General features: G+C 33.1%; 22 protein-coding genes. 13 read left to right on the forward strand and 9 right to left on the reverse strand.

The window, feature by feature from the left end; all coding sequences use genetic code 11:
* Positions 1 to 9 precede the first annotated feature (9 nt).
* Together H277_RS0110820 and H277_RS0110825 are read left to right on the forward strand one after the other, a co-directional pair.
* The gene (locus tag H277_RS0110820) at positions 10 to 2,454 is read left to right on the forward strand and encodes an alpha/beta hydrolase family protein (protein WP_019975615.1); all 2,445 of its coding nucleotides are present in this window, start codon (positions 10 to 12) and stop codon (positions 2,452 to 2,454) included.
* 87 nt (positions 2,455 to 2,541) lie between these two features.
* Positions 2,542 to 3,258 (forward strand): GLPGLI family protein, encoded by a 717-nt coding sequence (locus H277_RS0110825; protein WP_169337520.1) that lies wholly within the window; start codon positions 2,542 to 2,544, stop codon positions 3,256 to 3,258.
* A 52-nt stretch (positions 3,259 to 3,310) separates the two neighbouring features.
* On the opposite strand, the gene H277_RS0110830 is transcribed toward H277_RS0110825, so the two are convergent.
* The 3 genes from H277_RS0110830 to H277_RS0110840 are packed head-to-tail and all read right to left on the reverse strand — an operon-like array spanning position 3,311 to position 6,134.
* Entirely contained in the window at positions 3,311 to 4,255 is a 945-nt protein-coding gene (locus H277_RS0110830; RefSeq protein ID WP_019975617.1) for a pseudouridine synthase, read from the reverse strand.
* Between the two features lie 10 nt (positions 4,256 to 4,265).
* A complete protein-coding gene (locus H277_RS0110835; RefSeq protein WP_019975618.1) occupies positions 4,266 to 5,189 on the reverse strand; it encodes a UbiA family prenyltransferase in 924 nt (307 codons plus the stop codon).
* A 27-nt stretch (positions 5,190 to 5,216) separates the two neighbouring features.
* On the reverse strand, positions 5,217 to 6,134 hold the full coding sequence (locus H277_RS0110840; protein ID WP_019975619.1) for a mevalonate kinase family protein: 918 nt from the start codon (positions 6,132 to 6,134) through the stop codon (positions 5,217 to 5,219).
* A 265-nt stretch (positions 6,135 to 6,399) separates the two neighbouring features.
* On the opposite strand from H277_RS0110840, the gene H277_RS0110845 reads away from it, so the two are divergent.
* From H277_RS0110845 to rfbD, 8 genes are all read left to right on the forward strand, one after another.
* Positions 6,400 to 7,056 (forward strand): CBS domain-containing protein, encoded by a 657-nt coding sequence (locus tag H277_RS0110845; RefSeq protein WP_019975620.1) that lies wholly within the window; start codon positions 6,400 to 6,402, stop codon positions 7,054 to 7,056.
* Positions 7,056 to 7,940 carry an NAD kinase gene (locus tag H277_RS0110850; protein WP_019975621.1) on the forward strand — a complete coding sequence of 295 codons (885 nt, stop codon included), beginning with the start codon at positions 7,056 to 7,058 and terminating at the stop codon, positions 7,938 to 7,940. Before H277_RS0110845 ends, H277_RS0110850 begins: the two co-directional genes overlap by 1 nt.
* 118 nt (positions 7,941 to 8,058) lie before the next feature.
* A complete protein-coding gene (gene porG, locus H277_RS0110855) occupies positions 8,059 to 8,832 on the forward strand; it encodes a type IX secretion system protein PorG (RefSeq protein WP_146810500.1) in 774 nt (257 codons plus the stop codon).
* Between the two features lie 11 nt (positions 8,833 to 8,843).
* Positions 8,844 to 9,587 (forward strand): isoprenyl transferase, encoded by a 744-nt coding sequence (locus H277_RS0110860; protein ID WP_026357543.1) that lies wholly within the window; start codon positions 8,844 to 8,846, stop codon positions 9,585 to 9,587.
* Positions 9,588 to 9,607: 20 nt separating this feature from the next.
* Entirely contained in the window at positions 9,608 to 12,130 is a 2,523-nt protein-coding gene (bamA, locus tag H277_RS0110865) for an outer membrane protein assembly factor BamA (RefSeq protein ID WP_026357544.1), read from the forward strand.
* Between the two features lie 61 nt (positions 12,131 to 12,191).
* Positions 12,192 to 12,767: an OmpH/Skp family outer membrane protein gene (locus H277_RS0110870; RefSeq protein ID WP_019975625.1), complete on the forward strand. Its 576-nt coding sequence runs from the start codon at positions 12,192 to 12,194 to the stop codon at positions 12,765 to 12,767.
* A gap of 24 nt (positions 12,768 to 12,791) precedes the next feature.
* Positions 12,792 to 13,307 carry an OmpH/Skp family outer membrane protein gene (locus tag H277_RS0110875; protein ID WP_019975626.1) on the forward strand — a complete coding sequence of 172 codons (516 nt, stop codon included), beginning with the start codon at positions 12,792 to 12,794 and terminating at the stop codon, positions 13,305 to 13,307.
* A gap of 53 nt (positions 13,308 to 13,360) precedes the next feature.
* Positions 13,361 to 14,215 carry a dTDP-4-dehydrorhamnose reductase gene (gene rfbD, locus H277_RS0110880; RefSeq protein ID WP_019975627.1) on the forward strand — a complete coding sequence of 285 codons (855 nt, stop codon included), beginning with the start codon at positions 13,361 to 13,363 and terminating at the stop codon, positions 14,213 to 14,215.
* 61 nt (positions 14,216 to 14,276) lie between these two features.
* Here the strand turns inward: rfbD and serS are convergent, their stop codons facing one another.
* From serS to H277_RS0110905, 5 genes are all read right to left on the reverse strand, one after another.
* Positions 14,277 to 15,545: a serine--tRNA ligase gene (serS, locus tag H277_RS0110885; RefSeq protein WP_019975628.1), complete on the reverse strand. Its 1,269-nt coding sequence runs from the start codon at positions 15,543 to 15,545 to the stop codon at positions 14,277 to 14,279.
* A 317-nt stretch (positions 15,546 to 15,862) separates the two neighbouring features.
* Positions 15,863 to 16,162, reverse strand: a complete 300-nt coding sequence (locus H277_RS0110890; RefSeq protein ID WP_019975629.1) for a hypothetical protein — start codon at positions 16,160 to 16,162, stop codon at positions 15,863 to 15,865.
* Between the two features lie 16 nt (positions 16,163 to 16,178).
* The gene (locus H277_RS0110895) at positions 16,179 to 17,303 is read right to left on the reverse strand and encodes a DNA polymerase III subunit (RefSeq protein WP_019975630.1); all 1,125 of its coding nucleotides are present in this window, start codon (positions 17,301 to 17,303) and stop codon (positions 16,179 to 16,181) included.
* Between the two features lie 18 nt (positions 17,304 to 17,321).
* Positions 17,322 to 17,999, reverse strand: coding sequence for a copper homeostasis protein CutC (locus tag H277_RS0110900; RefSeq protein ID WP_019975631.1), 678 nt, complete (start codon positions 17,997 to 17,999; stop codon positions 17,322 to 17,324).
* Positions 17,996 to 18,988, reverse strand: coding sequence for an isoaspartyl peptidase/L-asparaginase family protein (locus tag H277_RS0110905; protein WP_019975632.1), 993 nt, complete (start codon positions 18,986 to 18,988; stop codon positions 17,996 to 17,998). Before H277_RS0110905 ends, H277_RS0110900 begins: the two co-directional genes overlap by 4 nt.
* A gap of 88 nt (positions 18,989 to 19,076) precedes the next feature.
* Between H277_RS0110905 and H277_RS0110910 the strand changes: the two genes are divergently transcribed.
* The 3 genes from H277_RS0110910 (at position 19,077) to H277_RS0110920 (ending at position 24,373) form a co-directional block, all read left to right on the forward strand.
* Positions 19,077 to 21,875: a GH92 family glycosyl hydrolase gene (locus H277_RS0110910; protein WP_019975633.1), complete on the forward strand. Its 2,799-nt coding sequence runs from the start codon at positions 19,077 to 19,079 to the stop codon at positions 21,873 to 21,875.
* 83 nt (positions 21,876 to 21,958) lie between these two features.
* Complete coding sequence (locus H277_RS0110915; RefSeq protein WP_019975634.1) at positions 21,959 to 22,375, forward strand: Fur family transcriptional regulator; 417 nt, start codon at positions 21,959 to 21,961, stop codon at positions 22,373 to 22,375.
* 60 nt (positions 22,376 to 22,435) lie between these two features.
* The gene (locus H277_RS0110920) at positions 22,436 to 24,373 is read left to right on the forward strand and encodes a heavy metal translocating P-type ATPase (RefSeq protein WP_019975635.1); all 1,938 of its coding nucleotides are present in this window, start codon (positions 22,436 to 22,438) and stop codon (positions 24,371 to 24,373) included.
* Positions 24,374 to 24,399: 26 nt separating this feature from the next.
* Here the strand turns inward: H277_RS0110920 and H277_RS0110925 are convergent, their stop codons facing one another.
* A complete protein-coding gene (locus tag H277_RS0110925; protein ID WP_019975636.1) occupies positions 24,400 to 25,155 on the reverse strand; it encodes a tyrosine-protein phosphatase in 756 nt (251 codons plus the stop codon).
* Between the last annotated feature and the right edge of the window lie 38 nt (positions 25,156 to 25,193).

Raw genomic sequence — 25,193 nt, forward strand, 5'->3', positions numbered from 1 at the left:
CAATCACACATGAAGAAAATTGTTTATTCATTGCTGTTTTTAGCGATGACTTTAGGAACATCGGTAAATGCACAAGAAAATGTTACATTTCAATTACCGCCACAAGAAATATTACAATTGGCAGATGCAGATATGCCACCATCAATTAGTACAGATCGTAAAGCAGAAAATGCATTTTTGTCTTATAGAAGTCGTTATAAAACAATTAACGAATTGTCAGAAACAGAATTGCGCTTGGCTGGATTGCGTATAAATCCGGTAACAAATATTAATTCTCGAGAAACGTTTAGCGAGAGAATTACGTTTTTTGATCTTAAAACATCAAAAGAAAAAGTGATTGCTGGTTTACCAGCGAAAGGTCGTTTTTCGAATCAATCTTGGAACACAAGTCAATCAAAATTTGCACTAACAAATACAACAGATAAAGGAGTTGAATTGTGGATTGTAGATGTAAAAACACAGGTTGCAATTAAAGTGTATGAAGACAAATTGAATGCAAATTTAGGCCGCCCTTTTAGTTGGATTTCAGATTCAGAAGTATTGGTAAATGTGATTCCTGCTTCTAGAAAAGCGTTGATAAATACGGTTGATGTGATTCCTACTGGACCAACAGTTTCTGTTGCAGATGGAAAAGAAGCTCAAAATAGAACCTACCAGGATTTATTGAAGAATAAAAATGATGAGTTCAATTTCGAACAATTGGCGATTTCTGAATTGGTAAAAGTGAATATCGAAACAGGAGCAAAGTCGAAATGGAAAGATGCAGCAATGTATACAGATGTTGCAATTTCTCCGGATGGACAATATGTCTTGGTCAATGAGATCAAAAAACCGTTCTCTTATTTAGTCACATATAGTAGTTTTCCTTCTACAGATGTTGTATATGACATCAACGGGAAGTTAGTAAAAGAAATTGATCATAAAGAATTGCAAGAAGTAGTTCCTAAAGGATTTTCTTCTACTATAATAGGGAAAAGAAGTTTGAATTGGAGAGCTGATAAACCAAATACATTATACTGGGTTGAAGCTTTAGATGGTGGAGATGCTAACAAGCCGGCAGAGTATCGTGACGCGCTTTATCAAGTTACAGCACCATTCACATCTGAGAAAGAATTATTGGTAAAAGTAAAAGACCGTTACAGAGGAGTTACTTGGGGGAATGATGAGGTCGCTTTAGTTCGTGATGCGTGGTACAATACACGTAATGAAAGTACTTATCTTTTCAATCCATCGAATCCAAAACAAGAACCGGTTCGTTTCTTCAATAGAAATACACAAGATGCCTACAATAATCCAGGAAATTTTGTTACAGAAATGAATGATTACGGATTTAATGTACTTTCAATCAACAAAGGGAAATTGATGTTAGTTGGAGAAGGTGTTTCTCCGGAAGGAATTTTACCTTTTGTAGATGATTTTGAGATCAAAACACAAAAAACGTCTCGTTTATGGAGAGCAAAGAAATCAGATAAGCTAGAAACAATCGCTCGTGTTATTGATCCAAAGAAAGGAATTATTTTAGAACAAATTCAGTCTAAAACAGATTATCCAAATTTATATGTTCGTACTATTTTTCAAAAAGGAGGAAAGCCAAAACAAGTAACATTTACAAAAAATCCTTTTGAAGCGATGAGTAAAGTTTCAAAAGAATTAATTACTTACAAACGTGCTGATGGAGTAGAGTTATCAGGAACGTTGTATTTACCGCCAAATTACGACAAATCGAAGAAAGAAAAATTGCCAATGTTAATGTGGGCTTATCCGCGTGAGTTTAAAGATGCTTCAACAGCAGGTCAGGTCACAACTTCTGAAAATAAATTTACTTCTCCTTCTTATGGAGGTCCTATTTTTTGGGCATTGAGAGGATATGCAGTTTTAGATGATGCGGCTTTCCCAATTATCGGAGAAGGAAAAGAGGAACCAAATGATACTTTTGTCCCACAATTGGTAGCGAATGCTAAAGCAGCAATTGATGCTGTGGATAACTTAGGTTTCATTGATCGTGAAAAAGTAGCTGTTGGTGGGCATTCTTATGGTGCATTTATGACAGCGAATTTATTAACGCATTCAAACTTATTTGCAGCAGGAATTGCACGTTCAGGAGCATATAACCGTACATTAACGCCGTTTGGTTTCCAGTCAGAACAACGTAATTATTGGGAAGCACCAGATGTTTATAATATAATGGCACCTTTTCAAAATGCGAATAAAATGAAAACACCATTATTGTTAATTCATGGAGATGCGGATAACAATACAGGAACTTTCCCAATGCAATCAGAACGTTATTTCAATGCATTAAAAGGTTTAGGAGCGACAACTCGTTTGGTATTATTACCTAAAGAATCTCATGGATACGCTGCCAAAGAAAATGTTTTACACATGTTATGGGAACAAGATCAGTGGTTAGAAAAATATGTAAAAAACAAAGGTAAAGAAATCGAAAAGAAATAATTTTTTCCTTTAATAACAAAAAAACGACTCAATTTTGAGTCGTTTTTTTGTTATATTTATGATTATATAATCATAAATAGCATGAAAATGAAAGGTTTAATATTTGTTTTGATGACTTTTACTCAAGCTGTATTTGCTCAAAATTTATGGAAAGTAGAATATGAAACATATGATAAAATATTCTTAGATGAAAAGGATGCAAATTTTAAGGCAGAATTGGATAAAAATAATTCAACACCAAAATATTACGCTTTACTTTTTGATGAAAATCAGTCTTATTTCAGCGAAATTGAACGAATAAAGAATGAGCAAAATCAATCATCCATGTCAATGAGTACAATTACAGATCACATTTATATCGATTATAAGAATTCGAAATACATGATTGAAGATAATTATCTGAATAAAAATGTTTTAATAACCGATCATTTGCCAACCTATAACTGGACGATTAGTAGAGAAACAAAACAACTTTTAGGAATAACAGTCAGAAAAGCAATGACAGAACATCAAAATTCAAAAATAGAAGCTTGGTTTGCATCAACTTTACAACCAAAAGGCGGACCTGTATTTTTTAATGGTTTACCGGGGTTAATTCTAGAATTAAAAGCTGAAACGATGTTAGAAGATGAACAGTATGAAACTGTATTTAAAGCAATTCATGTAAAAGAGGCTTCGAAAAGAGAAAAGATAAAAATTCCTTCAAAAGGACAAAAAATGACACAAAAAGAGGCAGATGATTTTGTAAAAGAAGCAAATCGAAAAATAGTGGAAGCTTCGGGAAACAGGGTAGAGAAAGACTAAACAAAAAATCTCCCATTTGGGAGATTTTTTTATGAAATATTTTGATGAGGTATTATAACATTTTCAAGAAGTTAACTTCTAACTCGGTTAATTTTCTGTATTCACCTCTTTGTAAAGTTTTCTTTGTAAGTCCTGCAAAAGAAACGCGGTCTAAAGCTTCAACTTCGTATCCTTTCTCTTGAAAAATACGGCGAACCACACGGTTCCAACCTATGTGCAATTCTACTCCAACCTCATTTTTTGGTCTTCCTTCGATAAATGAAATTGCATCAACAACTGCAATTCCTTCCGGAATTAAACGAACACCTTTTTTGATGTCAGCTAAATCATTTGCTGTTAATTTTTTGTCCAATGTAACATGATATATTTTTTTAATATCATGACTTGGATGCGTTAATTTTTTTGTTAGGTAACCATCATTTGTAAACAATAAAACCCCTGTTGTTTGTCTGTCCAAACGTCCTACAGGAAAAATACGAGCTGTAGTTGCGTTTGCCATCAGGTCCATTACGGTTTTACGATCTTTTTCATCTTTTGAAGTTGAAATAAAACCTTTTGGTTTATTCAACACAAAATATACATTTTTCTCTGAAGAGATTTTACGACCATCGAAACGAACTTCATCTTCGGGTTGTACTTTGTACCCCATTTCAGTAATCACTTGACCATTCACTGTAACGATTCCAGTTTTGATCAACTCGTCAGCCTCTCTTCTGGATGCAATCCCTGCATTCGCTACATATTTATTTAAACGAATAGTCCCGTCATCAACTGGTGCTTTTTTCAGTCTTTTAACAAATGGTTTTTCACCTTGTTTGTTAAACGGTTTCTTTGGTCCAAAACTTTTCTTTCCGTCTTCTGAAGGTTTTCCTCCAAAAGTTGGTTTTCCTTTCCCTGAAGATGGTTTAGAAGAAGCGTTTCCTCTGTTTCCACCTTTTCCACGATTGTTCCCGCCTTGGGAATTTCTGTCGTTGGATTGATTTCGTCTGTTATTCATCTGAATTTGATTAATTTATGCGCTTATTAAAATTTTGCGCAATAGTTTGCAAAGTTAAGGGATTTATTTCGATTAATACGATACTAAATACGCCTGCAACAATCATTCCCTTAAAAAAATAGTGTAAAATCTTATATCCTTGCATTGTTTTGATTCTCCAAATGGTAAATAGAATCAGGGTAAATGCAATATTAGAAGCAATAAAAAAGTATTTCATTGCACCCACATCATTTTTCATCACAATAATGAATCCGATAATAAGCTCCGTAATAATCAAGCATGAGATTAAAACTTTTGTAAAGTCAATCCCGTATTTGATTGGAATAGAATCGTAACTGTAAATTAAATCTGCTTTTTGTGAACTGAGATCTTTAACGATATCTGTAATCAACAATAGAATGGTTAAAAAAGTGGCATGTAAAGCTAAGTTGAATGTAAAGTTATCGAAATACACCAGTAAAGCAAAAAACGGCATGACGCGAATAATGACGAGATAAAAGTTTTTAATCAGTGCAAATCGGTTGATTTTATGACTGTAAAACCAAACCAGAAATTGATAAACTAAAAAGAAGATAAAAACTTTCCAAGAGATTAAAGCAGCAAGAAGTAAAGCAAATGCATTTAAGACAATATAAACGGTTAATTTAAACCCTTGCGAGACTTGTTTTTGCAAATAGACTTGCAATGGTCGTTTGAGCTCATCTTTTTCTAAATCATAAAAATTATTGATAATGTAGCCTGCAGCTACACAAAGAATAGAACAAAGAATAAGACCATCTAATCGAGGATTTGTTAACAATTGACGATGGCTAACTTCTGGCGCAAAAATAAAAAGAGCGGCAAGATATTGTGCTAAAATGAGTACAATTAAGTTGTATCCACGAACAACAGAAAATAAAGCAATAATTTTTACGATTATTTTCTGAACGTTCATCGGTTATATTTTTGTGAGATTAGTTTGTTAGAATTTGTAAATGACTTCCGTCTGAAAGTCTTTTAAATAACTTTTCGCCTTGTCGTAATCTTGTGTAAAACCAAGTACATAGCCTCCTCCACCAGAACCGCAAAGCTTTAGGTAATAGGTATCTGTGTCAATTCCCGTTTTCCACGCATCAACCAATTTTTGAGGAATCATAGGTCGAAAATGCTCGTACCCCCAAGCAGATAACTTCTGAAGGTTTGCAAAAAGCGGATTGTATTCACCCTTCACAAAATACTCAATACAAGCATTATTGTATTTAATAAATTCTTCTTTCAATGTTTTACGGAAACCTTCTTTTTTCATTTTCTCAAAGAAAATATGAATCATAGGAGCTGTTTCTCCCGGAGTACCGGAATTAATCAAAAATACAGCGCCTTTTCCGTTGGCATTTGCAGAAGGTAAACCAATTGTAGAAATATCATCTTTTGACTGAATCAGTAAAGGAATATTCATGTAGCAAATTAACGGATCAATTCCTGAACTTTTTCCATGAAAATGCGATTCTAGCTTTCCGAAAAGAGCTTTTAATTCGCTAATTTTTTCTTTATTCAGATGCTGATTGATGTCTATTTTAGACAACGCATACTTGTCATAAATAGCGGCAACCAAAGCGCCGGAACTACCTACGCCATATCCTTGAGGAATGTTAGAGTCGAAATACATTCCGTTAGCAACATCTTTCGAAAAAGATTTCGTATCAAATGTGTCGGCAAAATTTTCTTCTAAAAATTTTGCATAATTTTTAAGGTGAGCGTTTGATTGTTCTGCAATTTCAGAAGGTTCAAACTTTAATGCACCTTGATAAAAATTATAAGGAATTGTTAATCCTTTCGAGTTTTCAATAATTCCATATTCGCCAAACAGCAAAATTTTGGCATAAAATAATGGGTTTTTCATTCAATGCTATAATTGGTAGTGCAAAGCTACAAAATTTAAGCCATTCTTTTTTGAATTTATGAAAGAGCTTCAGTTTAATAAATTGTAAATCATGTTTATTTTTATTCGAAATTATATTATTTTTCAGTTAAGTCTTGTTTTTGGAATATATTTTGACTAAATATTTTAAAATAAATTGGTTAAATTTTAATTAATAATGAGTGATTTTAACTGAATTAGAACTGAAAATAGAGAATTAATGTATTAAAATATATAAATTTGTGCCATGTATATTACTGAATATTTATCGAACGAAGTGAAACCAGGAAAAGTTGATTCTTCTCCAAGCCAACTTTTAGAAGTTGTTCAAGAGAATAAATTAACTCATCTACCTTTATTGAAAGGATTGGATTTTGTTGGTAATATTTCGGAAGAAGATTTGATAGAGCTATCTATTGATGATGAAAAAGTGGATTATATGTCATATTTAGAAAACTTCTACCTTTCGGAATCCAGTACACTTTTAGATGCTATTCAGATGATGTATGCGAATCAGGCGAATATCTTACCAATTATGAACGAGCAATCGAGATATCTTGGTTCTATAACAGAAACTGATATTATCAATACGTTTGCAAATTTCCCTTTTGTTTCTGCCCAAGGAGTTTCAATGTTAGTTTCGATAGCAGAGAAAGACTTGTCGATGACTGCAATTTCTAACATTATCGAAGTGAATAATGGAAAAGTACTGGGAATGTTGATTGTAGGTTACAAAGAAGATAGCGTTTATGTTTTATTAAAATTTAGTTCATCTAATTTATTAGCAATTGGAGAAACTTTTGAACGGTATGGATACCAAGTGATTCAAAAATTTTATAACGATGAAAAGCAAGAGCTTCTGCAAAGTCGTTATGCACAATTGTTAAAATACATGAATACCTAATGATAAAAGTTGCACTTTTTGGACAAAAAACAAGTACGTCTTTAACGGACATTATTCCTCCATTTCTTAATTATTTAATTCAAAATAAAATTGCTTTTTGTGTTGAGCAGAATTTTCTTCAAATTTTGAAGGATTCTACAAATATTAGTTTTGAACAGGTAGAAACATATACTTCTTATGAAGATTTAGATAAATCGGTAAAATTTTTATTTAGTTTTGGAGGAGATGGAACCATATTGTCTGCGACGACAATTGTCAGAGATTCTAATATTCCGATAATAGGCGTCAATACAGGTCGTTTAGGGTTCTTAGCAACAATTAATAAAAGTGTTTTACTGGAACAAATGGATAGTTTTTTCAATGGAGAATACAACATTATTCCACGTACGTTATTAACGGTCAAAAGGAGTGATGGGGTAGAAATTGAAAATAATTTTGCCATTAATGAAGTGACTGTTGTTCGTCGTGAAACGACAAGTATGATTACAGTTGATGCTTATTTGAATAACGAATTTCTAAATTCTTTTTGGTCGGATGGGTTGATTATTTCAACACCAACAGGATCTACAGGATATTCTTTAAGTTGTGGAGGACCTATTGTACATCCTTCTAATCAAAATTTTGTCATTACACCGGTTGCACCACATAATTTGAATGTACGTCCATTAGTTGTTTCGGAAAACGAAAAAATAGACTTGAAAATTCGAAGTCGTGCCAATGAATACTTCTTATCATTAGATTCTCGTAACTTTCCTTTAACAACTGACGTTGAATTAACCATACAAAAAGCAGAGTTCAAAATCCTAATTGTTGAAGCTATTGATGCGACTTATTTCACGACTTTGAGAGAAAAAATGCTTTGGGGTTCAGATAAAAGGAATTAAAATTTACAATAAAACTTCTTAATTTTTGTTAAATCAGTTACGTTGAATTGACTTTTGTTTATATTTGTTCGAATTTAAAAAGAAGAAAAAGCAAAAGCCGAAAAAATAACACAACATTATGATGAGATTATTTTTGTTCGTTTTTACATTGTGTTTGTCGCAAATGATTTTTGCCCAAAGACACGAACTCGGAATTTTTGCTGGTGGGGCAAATGTGATAGGTGATGTTGGAAAAGCCAGCTATATCAATCCATTTCCTACAAAAACTGAACCTGGAGGGAAAATTTTTCTGCCTATTTCGATTGGAGGGTTGTATCGTTTTAATATAAATCCACAAATGGGATTTAGAGCAAATATTTCTTATTCGAAAGTAGGTGCAAGTGATCACCGTTCGAAAGAGCAATATAAATTAGACCGGAAAAAAAGTTTTCGAAACAATATAGTAGAAGGGTCAGTAATGTTTGAGTATAATTTCTTTAGCATAAATGATGATCAGGAAAAAGCTCAATCTCCTTATATTTTTATAGGTTTGGGTGCTTTCTCTGCCAAAGGAAAGGAATATGATTATGACGCAGACAATGATTTGATTATAGAAAAAACAAAATACAATACTGATTTGACGATTCCTTTTGGAGTTGGCTATAAAGTAAGATTCAATTACAATTGGATTTTATCTTTCGAAACAGGTGTTCGTTATGCAAATGTAGATTATCTTGATTATAACACAGGAAAGTTTTCTGATCGATTTAATGAGGCAATAGCAGACGGAACTTTATCAAAAAGTGAATTTGATAAAAGACAATTTGGAAATATGTCTAGTAAAGACTGGTATGTATTAACAGGAATCACCTTAACTTATAGTTTTGGTCGACCTGCATGTTATTGCGATTAAAAAGAATGGAAATTAGTTTAGTAGAACAAATAGATAAAAATAATATACCAAATCATGTAGCCATTATTATGGATGGTAATGGTAGATGGGCAAAGAAGAATGGTAAAGAAAGAACCTTTGGACACAAAAGTTCTTTGGGTGCTGTGAGATCTTCAATAGAAACTTGTCGCAAATTAGGTATACAACATCTTACACTTTACGCATTTTCAACTGAAAATTGGAACCGTCCAAAATTAGAAGTCAATGTTTTAATGACTTTGTTAAGTTCTGCAATAAAGGACGAAATAAATGAGTTACACAAAAATGGAATTCGTTTGAATGTCATTGGAGATCTATCAAAATTACCAAGAAAAGCATACAATGATTTGGAAAAAGCGATGGATAAAACAAAGGACAATACAAGTTGTGTTTTGACATTAGCATTAAGTTATGGCTCAAAAGAAGAGTTGTTACATGCAATGAAAACGATTGCAAAAAAATACAAAGACGGTGAAATATCCGACGATGATTTTAATGAAGAATTAGTTCACCAAAACTTATATACACACGATTTACCAATGGTAGATCTTATGATTAGAACAAGTGGCGAAACTCGAATTAGCAATTTCTTATTGTGGCAAATAGCCTATGCAGAATTGTATTTTACAGAAGTTTTGTGGCCTGATTTTAACGAAGAAGAATTTTATAAAGCAGTTTTAAATTATCAAAACCGAGAACGCAGATTTGGTAAAATAAGCGAGCAATTAAAGAACTAATCGAACTGAAATAGAGGATTATGAAGAAAATTTTTTGGACAATGTGTATGCTAGGTGCTTACATGGCACAAGCGCAGATCGTAGACTCTACGAAAACCATTGATTCAACACAACAAGATAATTTTGTCTTAGACTATACCAACGCAAAAACTTTCAAATTGAAAGATATTATTGTAACTGGAGATAGTAAATATTCTAAGAATCAAATTATCCGTTATGCAGGTTTTGCTATTGGTGAAGAGATAGAATTACCAGGTACGAAAGTTAATAATGCTGTAAAAAAATTATGGAGATCTAATATTTTCTCTGACATCGATTTGTATGTAGATAAAATAGAAGGAGATCAGGTAACTTTAGAATTAGCTTTAGTTTCAGTTCCAAGTTTAGGAGAAATAAAGATTAACGGAGTGAAAAAATCTCAACGAGAAGATTTAATTAAACAAAATAAATTAAATCCAGGAGTTAAGATTACACAAAGTTTAATCAATACGACAAATAATAAGATCAAAGATTATTATACAGGAAAGGGATATCCTAACACAATAATTAATGTCGATCGTCAACCAATTGTTGGGAAAGAAGATGAAGAAAACATTACATTGAATGTGAATCGTGGCGAGCGTGTTAAAATCAAAAATATCGTTTTTGAAGGAAATGAAAATTTAACAGCTTCTCGTTTGCGTAAAAAAGGAATGAAAAATACCAAGCGTAAATCAATTAATATTTTCAAATCATCTAAAATGATTCCTGAAAAGTTTCAGGAAGATTTGAAAACCTTGGTTGAAGAGTATAAATCTGTCGGATTTAGAGATGCGAAAGTTGATTCCTATGATATCGAAAAAGTTGATGATAAAAACTTATTGGTAAAAATTAAGGTTAACGAAGGAAAACCATATTTCTTAGGGGATGTAACGTTCTCAGGAAACTCTATTTATACTTCTGAGCAATTGCAACGAATTTTTGGATATAAAACCGGAGATCGTTATGATGCTGTCGGAATCAATAAAAAGATTTCGGGATCAGAAAAAGATGATGATATTTCAACGTTATACATGGACAGAGGGTATTTATTTGCACGCGCTATTCCTGTTGAAAAAAGTGTGAAAAATGACACGATTGACCTGGAAATCAAAATTTTTGAAGGAACTCAAGCAACGCTTAATAAAGTAACAATTAACGGAAATACAGAGGCACACGATCATATTTTATACCGTGAGTTGAGAACAAAACCGGGAGATTTATTTTCTAAATCGGATATCAAGCGTACCATGATGGAGTTGGCTTCTTTAGGATACTTAGAGCCAACGCAAATTGTTCCGGATATTCAGCCAAATCAAGATAATAATACAGTAGATGTAGAATGGAAAGTAGCTCCAAAATCTTCTTCTCAAGTAGAATTACAAGGGGGATATGGTGCAGGTACTTTTATTGGAACTTTAGGATTGACATTTGGAAATTTCTCTATTAAGAACTTGTTTAATAGAAAAGCATGGAAACCTGTTCCTATGGGAGATGGACAACAATTTTCTTTAAGAGCACAAGCTGGTAATGGATATAAAAACTATAGTTTATCGTTTGTAGAACCTTGGATTGGAGGAAAACGTCCTACCGCTCTGTCTACATCAGTTTATTACTCGCAATATAATTATAGAGATAGCTACGGACAGAAAGCAAACTTAGATATTTTGGGAGCTTCAGTTGGTTTGACTAAATTATTAACTTGGCCGGATGATTACTTTAGATTATCTAATTCTGTGTCATACCAGTTATATAATTTTGATAATTACAACATGTCTGTTGGTAATTTGCAATATGAGAATGGTTCGTCGAATAACTTAAATTATACATTAGGTTTGACACGTAATTCTGCTGGGCCAGATCCAATTTTCCCACAATCAGGATCAGAAATTAGTTTATCATTTACAACAACAGTTCCTTATTCTTTATTCAAAGAAAAAGATTACAATAATATGTCTGATGTAGAAAAATTCAAATGGTTAGAATACTATAAATTCAAAGCCAAAGCATATTTCTATAAAGAATTAGCAGGAAAACTTGTTTTAAAAGCCGGTGGAGAATTTGGAGTATTAGGTACATACAACAGAAAAATTGGAACAATTCCTTTCGAACGTTTTTATTTAGGAGGTACAGGACTTAACCAAAACCGTTTTGATGGACGTGAGATAATTTCATTAAGAGGTTATGAAGATGCCACAAATTCCGGAGGACAAACAGGAGATATTACACCAGAAGGAGGGGGAACGATTTACAATAAATATTCGCTGGAATTACGTTACCCAATTACAATGAGTCAAACAGCTAAAATTTATGCTTTAACTTTTGCTGAAGGAGGTAATGTTTGGAACAATACAAGTGAATTTAAACCGTTTGAATTAAAACGTTCTGCAGGAGCAGGAGTACGTATTTACATGCCGGCATTCGGTTTATTAGGATTTGATTTTGGATATGGATTTGATAAAGGATTTGGACAAACAGAACGCTCTGGATGGCAAACACACTTTATTATCGGTCAACAATTCTAATAAATTATGTAAATTTGTAGAACACGTTTTGGCATAGTTTTAGAATTAATACACTCAGAATATGAAAAAATGGATTAGCTTTATAGCGCTATTCTTGGGACTAGCAAGTTTCACTTTTGCACAACGGTTTTGTTATGTGGACTCTCAATATATTTTAGAGAATTTACCAGAATATACATCATCTCAAAGCAAATTAAAATCTCAAACTGACTCTTGGCAGAAAGAAATAGAGCAGAAACAAGAAAATTTAGCTAAATTACAAGCCGAATTTGAAGCCGAAAAGATTTTATTAACTGCTGAACAGGTTAAAGAACAAGAGAAAAAGCTTGCAGAAGAGATTACTGCCGTAAGAGTCTTACAAGATAAACGTTATGGTCCGAATGGCGATTTAGTGAATCTGAGAAGATCGATGGTCAAACCTTTACAGGATCAAATTTATAATGCAACAAAAGAAGTTGCCGATAAACGTGGATATAGTTTTGTTTTTGACAAAGGAAGCGATTTAATTATGATATATACTGATCCTAAATTTGACATAAGCAGAGAGGTTTTACATACACTAAGACCAGATTTGAAACCAAATAATTCAAATTCTAAAACAAAGAATAAGAACACAAATAATACAACAAGAAAATAAATTTTAAAACAAATTAGACTAGAAATGAAACAAATTAGATTGATAGCAGTATTTACAATGATGGTTTTCGGAAGCGTTTTATCTTTCGCTCAAGAAATTGCACATATTGATACGCAAGCAGTTATTGAAGCAATGCCAGCATACAAAAAAGCAGAGGCTGATTTAGAAGCTTTAGGGAAAAAACACCAAGAAAAAATTTCTAAATTACAAGCAGATTATAAAACTTTTATGGAAACTGCACAGAAAGATTTAGCTGGTAAATCTCAAGAAGAGCAACAAAAATTAATTGCGGCGAATAAATACCAGGAAAAAGAGCAAGAAATGCAAAAAGCATACGAAACAGTAGCTAAAGCAGCTCAAGAGGAAATGCAAGCAAAAGAAAAAGCTTTAATGGACCCAATCGAGAAAAGAGTAATGGATGCAATTAATGCTGCTGCTGCAAAAAAAGGAGTTAAATATGTTTTACCTGCTGGTGTATTGGTTTACAAAGCCGGAGGGTACGATTTATTAAACGATGTTAAAAAAGAATTAGGATTATAATTTTTTGAATTATTAATATCTTCAAGCCACTAGTTTAGTGGCTTTTTTTATATATGAAAAGAATCTTAGTTACCGGGGCTAACGGACAGTTAGGCCAGTCAATCTTAGAACAATCTAAAAATTACAAAGAAATAGAATGTTTTTTTGTGACTCGAAATGAATTAGATCTTACAAATGAAGATTTGGTTAAGCATTATTTTGAAGATAAATCGTTTGATTTTGTCGTGAATTGTTCTGCTTATACTGCTGTTGATAAAGCTGAAGATGATCAAGAAAATGCATATTTAGTGAATGCGAAAGCGGTAGAGTATTTAGCAAAAATTGCAAAAGAAAAAAATAGTCAATTTATTCATATTTCAACTGATTATGTTTTTGATGGAACAGAACCTATGCCTCGTACAGAATCTGATCAAACAAATCCAATTGGTGTGTATGGAGAGACAAAACTGAAGGGAGAAAATTTAGCTTTAGAAAATAATCCAAATACAATCATTATTCGTACCGCTTGGGTATATTCCAGATTTGGAAATAACTTTGTTAAAACGATGCTAAGGTTATTTAAAGAGAAAGAATCTATTTCTGTTGTTGCAGATCAAATTGGTTCTCCCACGAATGCATTAGATTTAGCAAAAGCTATTTTGGATATTACTTCGGTAGATAAGCCGGCGTACGGAATTTTTAATTATTCAAATGAAGGAGAATGTTCCTGGTTTCAATTTGCTCAAAAGATTAAAGAATTGTCCGGAGCAACGACAGAAATCCATTCGGTTCCGACATCTGCTTATCCTACAAAAGCAAAACGCCCGGCCTATAGTTTATTGGATAAATCTAAAATAAAAGAAGTTTTTCAAGTCGAAGTTCCAAATTGGGAAGATAGTTTAAAAGAAGAATTAAAATATTTAGTTTGAAAACTGTTAGAAATAAAAAAGCTCGAGAAATTTTCTCGAGCTTTTTCTATCTGAATTTTAATTAATCTAAAACTTCAAAACGTGTATAAGGTTGTAAAGCTTTCGGAATTCTAACTGTTCCATCAGCTAGCTGATGATTTTCTAAAATAGAAGCTAAAATACGAGGTAAAGCCAAAGCAGAACCGTTCAAACTATGAGCCAATTGTGTCCCATTTTCATCTTTGTAACGTAATTTTAAACGATTTGCTTGAAAAGTTTCAACATTCGAGACTGAAGAAACTTCTAACCATTTTTCCTGAGCTTCAGAGAAAACCTCAAAATCATATGTAATGGCAGCTGTAAATCCAGTATCACCACCACATAATCTTAAGATACGGTAAGGTAATTCTAATTCTTCTAGTAAAACTTTTACATGCTCTACCATTGCATCTAATGCTGCATATGAATTTTCAGGCTTTTCAATTCGTACTAACTCTACTTTTTCAAATTGATGTAAACGATTTAAACCACGAACATCCTTTCCGTAAGAACCGGCTTCACGACGAAAACATGGTGAATAAGCAGTATGGGCGATAGGCAAATCTTCAGCTTTCAGCACAACATCTCTGTATATATTCATGACAGGAACTTCAGAAGTCGGAATTAAGTAGAACTTGTCTTCATTTATATAATACATTTGTCCTTCTTTGTCGGGTAACTGTCCGGTTCCATAACCAGAAGCTTCGTTTACAACAAACGGAGGTACGATTTCTGTGTAACCTGCATCCGCATTTTTATCTAAGAAATACTGAATCAAAGCGCGTTGCAAGCGAGCACCTTTTCCTTTGTAAACAGGGAAACCTGCACCGGTAATTTTAACACCCAATTCGAAATCGATGATATCAAATTTCTTTGCAATTTCCCAATGAGGTAAATTGTTCGGTTTTGCGGTTGCAACTCCATGTTCAAAAACAATTTCATTGTCATCAGCATCTTTACCGGCTTTAACAAGTTCATTCGGGATATTTGGAATTTGATATAAAATCTCTTTAACGGAGTTCTCGTAAGAAGATAATAAATCTTGTAATTCTTTCGATTGTGTTTTTAAATCGACAGTTTTGTTTTTTAATTCATTAGCCTCTTCCGATCTACCATCTTTAAACAAATTACCAATTTCTTTTGCTAACTTGTTGGATTCAGCTAATATATTATCCAATTCAAACTGAGTTTTACGACGAAGTTCATCCACATTTAAAACTTCATCCACAAGATCCAATTGTTTGAAGTTACGTTTTTTAAGTCCTTCAATTACACGATCTTTGTTTTCTTGAATGTAAGAAACTACTAGCATACTTTTTATTTAAGTTTATACAAATGTATAAATAATTAACTTTTCTGAATAAAGTTTAAATCATTTACAATTAAAAATAGAACAATTTTGAATATTTTGTTAATTTGACAGACCTAAATTGATAAAAATTAAAATTAATTTATTTTACAAAACGAATTATATATTTGTAAAATATTTTTTAATTATTTGATTATCAGTATTATTGTTTTTAATATTTAAGAATTATTTAATACAATTATATTACATTGATTTTACATGACAAACTTCAGTTTCCGAAATAAATTTGTCAAAGAAAATTAATCGAAAATTATTAATAATTAAAACAATAAAACAATGAAAAAATTTTTCGCAGTAGTTGCAGTAGCAGCTTTATCATTAGGAGCAGTATCTTGTGGAGAGAAAAAAGCAGAAGAAGCAGTAGAGAATACAGTAGATTCAGCTAACGCAGTAGTAGATTCAGCTAATACAGTAGTAGATTCAGCTAACGCAGTAGTAGATTCAGCTAAAGCTACAGTTGATTCTTTAAAAGCAGAAGCTCCAGCAGCTACAACTCCAGCTACTGAAGCTCCAGCAAAATAATTGAAAGAAAATTCAATCATATAATAAAAACCACTCATTAGATGAGTGGTTTTTTTATGTTGTTTTACGATGCAAATACCGAGTGAGTTTGATGGACAGATCTAAAAGTATAATTTTTGAATTTCCGTTTCTTTCGATGTGATATGAAGCTTGGTTGATTTCATTTAAAATATCTTCGATGTTTGCTCCATGAATAAAAGGAGCAAAACCTTGCCATTTAAATCCTTCAGCATTAATTTGTAGAAACACCAAATCGTTTGATTGGTATGTTTTGAGTAACGCTTGACGAAAAATTTCTGAACAATAATTTAAGAAATCTTTTTGCTCGCTTCGCGACCAACTCGAAATTTGATTCGACCAATCAATTAAATCTTTCAAAACAGTTGGCGTTTTAGCAGCCATAAATGCTTTCCTAACCCAAGTTACAAAGTATTTATCAAATAAATGCTCGTCATCATTTAACTGATGTAGTGCTTCTCTCAAATTTCCTTGTGACAAAAAAGCAAGATGTTGTGCTTTTTCTTGGTTAATATTTTTCTTCTCAATCAAATAATCTTTGATATCAGTTTGAGACAAACGAGGAATTTTAACCAATTGACAACGCGAAATGATGGTTTGTAAAATCAAATCTTCTCGTTCTGTTACTAGCAAAAAAAGTGTTTTTTGAGGAGGTTCTTCAATTATTTTCAACAATTTATTTGCAGCAGCAATTGTCATTTCCTCTGCTTGCCAAATAATCATCACTTTATACCCGCCTTCATAACTGTTTAGTGCAAGGGTTTTTACAATTTCGTCTGCTTCATCAACAGGAATTACACCTTGTTTTTTCTCAATACCAAGATGTGACATCCAGTCGGTTAAATTTCCATAGATATTTTCGTTTACAAAACTTCTCCAATCATTTAATAAATACTTTGCAAGTGGTTTTTTTACAGATTCAGTTGCTGAATAAGGAAAAGAAAAATGTAAATCAGGATGCTGTAATTTATCAATTTTGAGGTGGCATTGCGAATTGTTTAATCCACATAAAACTTCTCTCGCATAAGCAATCGCCAGTGCTAAAGTACCTGAACCTTCTGGTCCTGAAAAAAGTTGTGCATGACTAATACGACCGTCTTTTATAGATTGTTGAAGTTTGTTTTTAATCTCTTGTTGTCCAATTACATTTTCCCAAAGCATAGGCCAAAGTTACTATTTTTATTTTTCTGAATGAATCAAACTTTTTAAACGATTGATTTCTTTTAAATCTGCAATTCCAGAATCATCAATTACTGCAGAAGAATGAAAATATGATGCATTCGTAAATGAATTGATTTCTTCAATATTTATGGAGCGTAATCCTCCTCCCGGCATAATTGTAATACGATTTTCAGAAAGCTCTACCAAAGTTTTCAAGGAGATTTTCCCATAATCTACAGAACGATTTAAGCCAGAAGTTAAAATTGTTGTAAATCCTAATTTGATAACTGTTTCTAATGAATTGACTTCATTTGATGTTCTGTCAAATGCACGATGAAATGTACACGGAAAAGGTCTTGCAAGTTCAATTAATTTTTGATTTCGTTCAAAATCAATTTCATTATCTTCATTCAAAATTCCGAAAACAAACCCATCAATTCTGAAATTTTTTAGTTGAATGATTTCTGATTTCATTTGTTCATATTCTTGATCCGAATAACAGAAATCTCCTCCACGAGGACGAATCATCACCATAATTTCTTTATTTGTAGCTTTTCGTAAAGTTTGAATGTCTTCAAAATTTGGCGTAATTCCTCCTGAAGATGCGTCGGCACATAATTCAATTCTATCTGCTTCCGATTTTGCTGCGATTAAAGCAGACTCAAGATTAAAACAAGCAATTTCTAATTTTTTCATTTTGTAATAGATTTTCCGTCAATCAATTGATTCCCTGTTTGATCATATACGGCAAAGTTAAACCCCGGATGAATACAATACGAACCATATTCGCCTTGTTTGTTAATTGCAATAAAACCAACCTGAATGTTCTCCAGTTCTTTTTTCCGGGATTTTGTTAATTTAATAATACGCTGTACGGCTTCTTTACAAGCGTTCTCAGGCGAATACCCTTGACGCATCAGTTCAACAACCAAATGACTTCCTGCAATGCGGATTACTTCTTCTCCATGACCGGTAGCTGTTGCCGCACCAATTTCGTTGTCAACATACAAACCTGCGCCTATAATAGGAGAATCTCCTACACGTCCATGCATTTTGTACGCCATTCCACTCGTTGTACAGGCTCCGGAAAGGTTGCCATTTGCATCTAGAGCAATCATTCCGATTGTATCATGATTTTCAATGTTGATAGGCATTTGATAATTGGTATCTTTCAACCATTCTTTCCATTCTTTTTCAGAAATAGCTGTTAGCAAATTTTCTTTTTTGAATCCTTTTTCCAATGCGAATTGGAAAGCTCCATTTCCAACGAGCATCACATGGGGAGTTTCTTCCATTACTTTTCTGGCAACAGAAATCGGATGTTTAATATATTCCAATCCGGCTACAGACCCAATATTCGCTTGATGATCCATGATGCAAGCATCCAAAGTAACCTTTCCATCTCGATCAGGACGCCCGCCATAACCAACACTTCTTTCGTTCGGATCTGCCTCAACAAGTTTTACACCTTGTTCCACTGCATCTAAAGCAGTTCCGTTTCTACTCAAAATTTTCCAAGCTTCATTGTTGGCTTCAATTCCAAATCGCCATGTCGATAAGACAACAGGTTGATGAACTCTTGCCGGTTTTGTATGTTTTGTTTGAGCGTTAAGGTCTAATTTTGAAGTGCCTAAAAGAAGTCCTAAAGCCCCCAATTTTTTTATAAAATTTCTTCTGTTACTCATGTGTTAATCGATTTCTAATTGTGTCGAAAACAAATATAATCCATATTATTGTATAACAGTTTATCTGAAAATCAAAACACTAAAACTTATGAAATCAACTTTCCTTTCTTTATTTTGGATAATAGTTTCATCATTTATTTGTGCTCAAAATACCAATTATGCTCAATACGTTAATCCGTTTATAGGAACAGGAGGTCATGGTCATACATTTCCGGGAGCAACTTTGCCGTACGGAATGGTTCAATTGTCACCTGATACGAGAATTGATGGAAGTTGGGATGGTTGTAGTGGCTATCATTATTCGGATGATTTTATTTATGGCTTTTCACACACCCATCTAAATGGAACTGGTGTATCCGATTACGGTGATATTATGTTAATGCCTACACTTAACCAAAAAAGCTTTAATCAAGCTGATTACGGTTCAAAGTTTTCACATCAAAATGAGAAAGCAACTGCGGGGTATTACCAGGTTTTGTTGGATAAATACAATATTAATGTCCGCTTGACAACAACTACTCGTGTTGGCTTGCATGAATATACTTTTAACAAGGCAGGTGATGCAACTATTATTTTAGATTTAAATCACCGTGATAAACTTGTAGAAGGAGAAGTTAAAGTTGTCGATGCAAAAACAATCTATGTTTACAGAAATTCGGAAGAGTGGGCTAAAAATCAAAAGATTTTTGCAAAGATTGAATTTAATGTGCCACTTCAATTAACAGCATCAAAAGAAGGAAATCCTAAGTCTACAAAATTTAAAGGAAAAGAAATTGCTTTGGCCTTTGGCAAAAAAGTAAAGAGGGGAGAAACAATTTTAGTAAAGGTTACTTTGTCTACAACAGGTTATGATGGAACAGATGTAAATAGTGCAGAATTACCAAATTTTGATTTTAAGAAAACAAAAGCAGCAGCAGAGAAAACTTGGAATAAAGAGTTGTCGAAAATAGAAGTTAAATCTTCAGATAAAAATAAATTAACTATTTTCTATACCGCTTTATACCACACAATGATGCAACCCAATATTTCGCAAGATATGAATGGAAATTATCGTGGAATGGATGATAAAATTCATTTGGCAAACAATTTCGATTACTATTCGGTTTTCTCGCTTTGGGATACTTTCCGAGCAGCACATCCGTTGTATACATTAATCGAAAAAAGAAGAACAGTTGATTTTATCAATACGTTTATCAAGCATTATGAGCAAGGAGGGCGTTTGACGGTATGGGAATTAGCGAGTAATGAAACCGATTGTATGATTGGTTATCATTCAGTTTCTGTCATAGCAGATGCGATGGTAAAAGGTTTCAAAGGATTTGATTATGAAAAAGCATTTGAGGCAGCTAAACATTCAGCTACTCTGGACCACTTGGGGTTAAAAGCATATAAACAAAACGGTTTTATAGCAATTGATGATGAACATGAATCGGTTTCCAAAACATTAGAATATGCTTACGACGATTGGTGTATTGCTCAAATGGCTTTGCTTTTGAATAAACAAGATGATTACCAGTATTTTATTGAGCGTTCGCAATATTGGAAAAACTTATTTAATCATGCAACAAGATTTATTCAACCCAAGAAAAATGGAAGCTGGCTAGTGCCATTTGACCCGAGAGAAGTGAACAATAATTATACGGAAGCAAATGGATGGCAGTATACGTTTTTTGTTCCGCATGATATTCATGGAATGATTGATTTTTATGGTGGAAAAGTGGGGTTCGAAACGAAATTAGATGAATTATTCAATGCTCCTTCGGAAACGACGGGGCGAGAACAAGTAGATGTGACGGGGTTAATCGGGCAATATGCGCAAGGTAACGAGCCAAGTCATCATGTTGCTTTTTTGTACAATTATATTAATGAGCCTGAAAAAACACAAGAGTTGGTTCATCGAATATTAGATGAACATTATAAAAATTCTCCAGATGGTTTGATCGGGAATGAAGATTGTGGACAAATGAGTGCTTGGTATGTTTTGGCTTCGATGGGAATTTATAGTGTAACACCAGCCTCAGGAATGTGGACGGTAGTTGAGCCGTACTTTGATGAGATTACCATTCATTTGGAAGATGGAACAAAACGTATCATGACGAAAAATAATTACAAAGAAAACCAGTTTTTAGGCTTTGAGTTTTTAAAAGATAGGGAAATAAAACCTCTATTAGACGAAGAAAAAATTGTAACTGTTCCGGTTTTGATTGCAGAAGATAGAACATTTCAAGAGAAATTAGTCGTAGAAGTTAAGTCTGTTGAACCTGCTGCACAAATTTTTATTTCAATAAACGGGAAAAAATCTGAATTATATAAAAAACCAATTTTAATTAAAGAAACGTCTATTATTTCAGCTTTTGTAGATACGAATGGTAAAAAAAGTAAAACAGTTTTTGGGACATTTACAAAGAAACCGAATGATTATATACTTCAACTGAATTCTACCTATACGCCTCAATATCATGCAGGAGGAGCACAAGGTTTATTGGATGGAATCTTTGGGGATGCGAATTGGAAAAAAGGGGATTGGCAAGGTTATTATGATCAAGATTTTGAAGCGATTATCGATTTGAAAAAAGTAAAATCAATTTCATCTGTTTCGATGAATTTTTTACAAGATTCGCGTTCATGGATTTTACTTCCAATCAAGCTAGAGATTTATACTTCAAAAGATAATAAAGATTATAAGCTGGTTGGATTACGAGAAAAACAAGTTGATGCATTTGACAATACTGTATTTTCTGATCCGTGGAAAACAGAATTCAAATCAGAAAAAACGCGCTATGTGAAAGTGAAAGCAACAACTTATGGAGCCTTTCCTAAAGGTCATTTAGCAGAACCTTTTAATGGAAAATCATATATTTTTATTGATGAGATTACAATTAAATAAAAATAATTCAAACTTTTGTAGAGACGTATATCATTGCTGATTTGCCTCTTTTTTTGTAATTTTATAGAACGAAATCGAAAAAAATGCAAACAGAAATTTTAAACAAAACATTACAAAACCGTTCCATCAATCCGACTGCGATGCGATTGTTGGTCTTGGATAAATTGATGAATGCAGAGGTTGCGTTGAGCTTAGCAGATTTAGAAATAGAAATGGATCAGGCAGATCGTGTAACAATTTACCGGACCTTAAAAACCTTTGAAGAGAATAAATTAATTCATTCGATAGAAGATGGAACAGGTTCTATAAAATACGCATTGTGCGAATCGAGTTGTAAATGTACTCCAGAGTTTACACATGCCCATTTTCATTGCACGACCTGTAGCCAAACATTTTGTTTACGAAATATTCACTTGCCGGAAATTAGTCTTCCAAAAAATTTCGAAGTGGAGCAATCTTCGTTTATTCTGAGAGGAATTTGTGATCATTGTAAACATTAACCACTTTGCAACTTAGTTGCACAGGATTCGTTCTAGCTTTGTTCTTATAAAAGTTAAATTATGGCGAATTGTAATAATTGTTGCTCAGTAGATGAGCAAAAGAATCATTCTCATGAAGGACATGATCACGATCATGAGCACAATAATAGCAAGGTTTTATTAGGAGCAAGTTTAGCAATTTTCTTTGCAGGGATTTTTATTCAATATGGTTTAAAATCATCATGGTTTGTAGAAAATCAAACCATCCGTTTGATTTGGTTTGCTGTTTCATATATTCTAGTTGCCTTTTCAGTTTGGAAAGAAGCATTTAAGCTTGCGAAGCGATTCGATTTTTTCAATGAATTTTCATTGATGGGAATTGCAACTTTAGGAGCTTTCATAATAGGTGAATATCCGGAAGGAGTAGCGGTTATGCTGTTTTATACAGTTGGAGAAATGTTTCAGGAAGCAGCGGTTAATAAAGCGAAAGGAAACATCAAAGCTTTATTGGACGTTCGCCCTGATACAGCACATGTCTTACGAAATGGTAATTTCGAGACTATAAAACCACATGATGTGGCTATAGGTGAAACAATTCAGGTTAAAGTAGGTGAAAAGGTGCCGTTAGATGGAATGATGATTTCAGATAAAGGAAGTTTTAATACAGCAGCATTGACAGGAGAAAGTAAACCTTCAACTTATAAAACAGGAGAAACTGTTCTGGCCGGAATGTTAAATCTCGAAAATGTAATTGAGATACAAACAACGAAAAAATTTGAAGACAGTTCAATTGCTAAAATTTTACAAATGGTTCAGGAAGCGGCTTCCCGTAAAGCACCTACTGAATTATTCATCCGAAAATTTGCAAAAATATATACGCCTATTGTATTCTTTCTGGCAACAGCTTTGGTCATTATTCCTTATTTCTTTGTGGATAATTATGATTTCAACGATTGGTTGTACAGAGGCTTAGTTTTCTTGGTGGTTTCTTGTCCTTGTGCATTGGTTATTTCAGTTCCATTGGGTTATTTTGGAGGAATTGGAGCGGCTTCTCGTAATGGTATTTTAGTCAAAGGTTCCAACTTTTTGGATTTAATTGCTAAAGTGAATACTGTTGTGATGGATAAAACAGGAACAATGACAGAAGGGGTTTTTGAAGTTCAAAAAATAGAGACAACTCTTCCTGAACCTGAGTTTCTAAATCTTGTTTCCGCTTTAGAAAAACAATCTACACATCCTATTGCAAAAGCGATTGTAGAGCATCACCCATCTGGTCTAAAAGCCGTAGAGGTAGAAGAAATTTCCGGAAAAGGATTGAAAGGAAATGTAGATGGAAAAATTGTTTTAGCCGGAAATACAAAATTATTAGATCATTTTTCAATTGAATATCCGCAAGAAATTCATGATATCGTAGAAAGTATCGTTGTGGTTTCGGTAGACGGTCAATATGCGGGTTATATTACGATTGCAGATAAAATAAAAGAAGATGCCCAACAAGCTATTCAGAGAATGAAATCTTTGGGTGTGACAAAAACGATTATGCTAAGTGGTGACAAAAATACGATTACGCAAAAAGTAGCAAAAGAAGTTGGCGTGGATGAAGCTTTTGGAGGATTACTACCTGAAGGAAAAGTAGAGAAGGTAGAAGCATTAAAAAAAGATCCTACTCAACTAGTTGCTTTTGTGGGAGATGGTATTAATGATGCGCCGGTATTGGCTCTTTCTGATGTGGGAATTGCGATGGGTGGTTTGGGAAGTGATGCAGCGATTGAAACGGCGGATGTCGTGATACAAACCGACCAGCCATCTAAAATAGCCACTGCTATGAAAATTGGTCACGAAACTAAAAAGATCGTGATACAGAATATTGTTTTGGCATTGGGAGTTAAAACTATTGTTTTATTGCTTGGAGCTGAAGGGATTGCTAATATGTGGGAAGCTATCTTTGCTGATGTTGGTGTAGCCTTGTTAGCTATTCTGAATGCAGTAAGAATTCAACGAATGAAATTTCATACATAGAAAAATAAAGCGGCCAATTGGCCGCTTTATTTTTCTATGTATAAACTTCTCATTAAATTTAAATCTACATTTAATATGTCTGTTAAATAATTTTCAACAGAACCAAAATTATTTTTAATAGCTGTGTAAGAGCATTCCAGATATTCAGGGAGAACATCGATTAAATATTTATAGTTCGGATCAATTTTTAATATATGTGCATATTTTTGTTCTAAATAAATATTCGAAGCCAAATAATCTTCCATTATTGTTTCAAAGTCTACTTTCAGCGCAGATAAAATCATAGCTGTAGCAAAACCAGTTCGGTCTTTTCCTGCTGTACAATGAAATAATATCGGTGTTCTATTTTTATGTTGTATAATGTCGAAAAAGCTTTTGTATTGCGCTTGACAAATTCTGTCCAAGACAAAATCTTCATAGATTTTGCACATAAATTCTTTCGGATTTGATATCCCGGCTTTAAATTGTTTCACTAAATTTTCAAAATGCCCGGAAGAAATATCCAGATGAACTTCATGATTGCAACTATTTGGGATATGATCCTGATTTTTTAAACGCTCGTAAGTTGTCCGTAAATCAATAATTGTCCGAATAGGATAATCATTTAAAATTTCTAAATCATCATCCGTTAAATTAGCTAAATCATCAGATCGGATTAACAATCCTTTTCTAATGACTTCATTTTTTTTGTTTGTTATTCCACCTAAATCTCTGCAATTATATCCGCCTTCAATTGGAAGAGTTCTTTTGTCAAGCTCGATTTCACATAAAGTATATTCCATTTTCTGTTCGTTTTTTAGGTTATTTTTTCAATACCTAA

Origin of the sequence: Empedobacter brevis NBRC 14943 = ATCC 43319 (genome assembly GCF_000382425.1) — a bacterium.
Taxonomy (GTDB): Bacteria; Bacteroidota; Bacteroidia; order Flavobacteriales; family Weeksellaceae; genus Empedobacter; species Empedobacter brevis.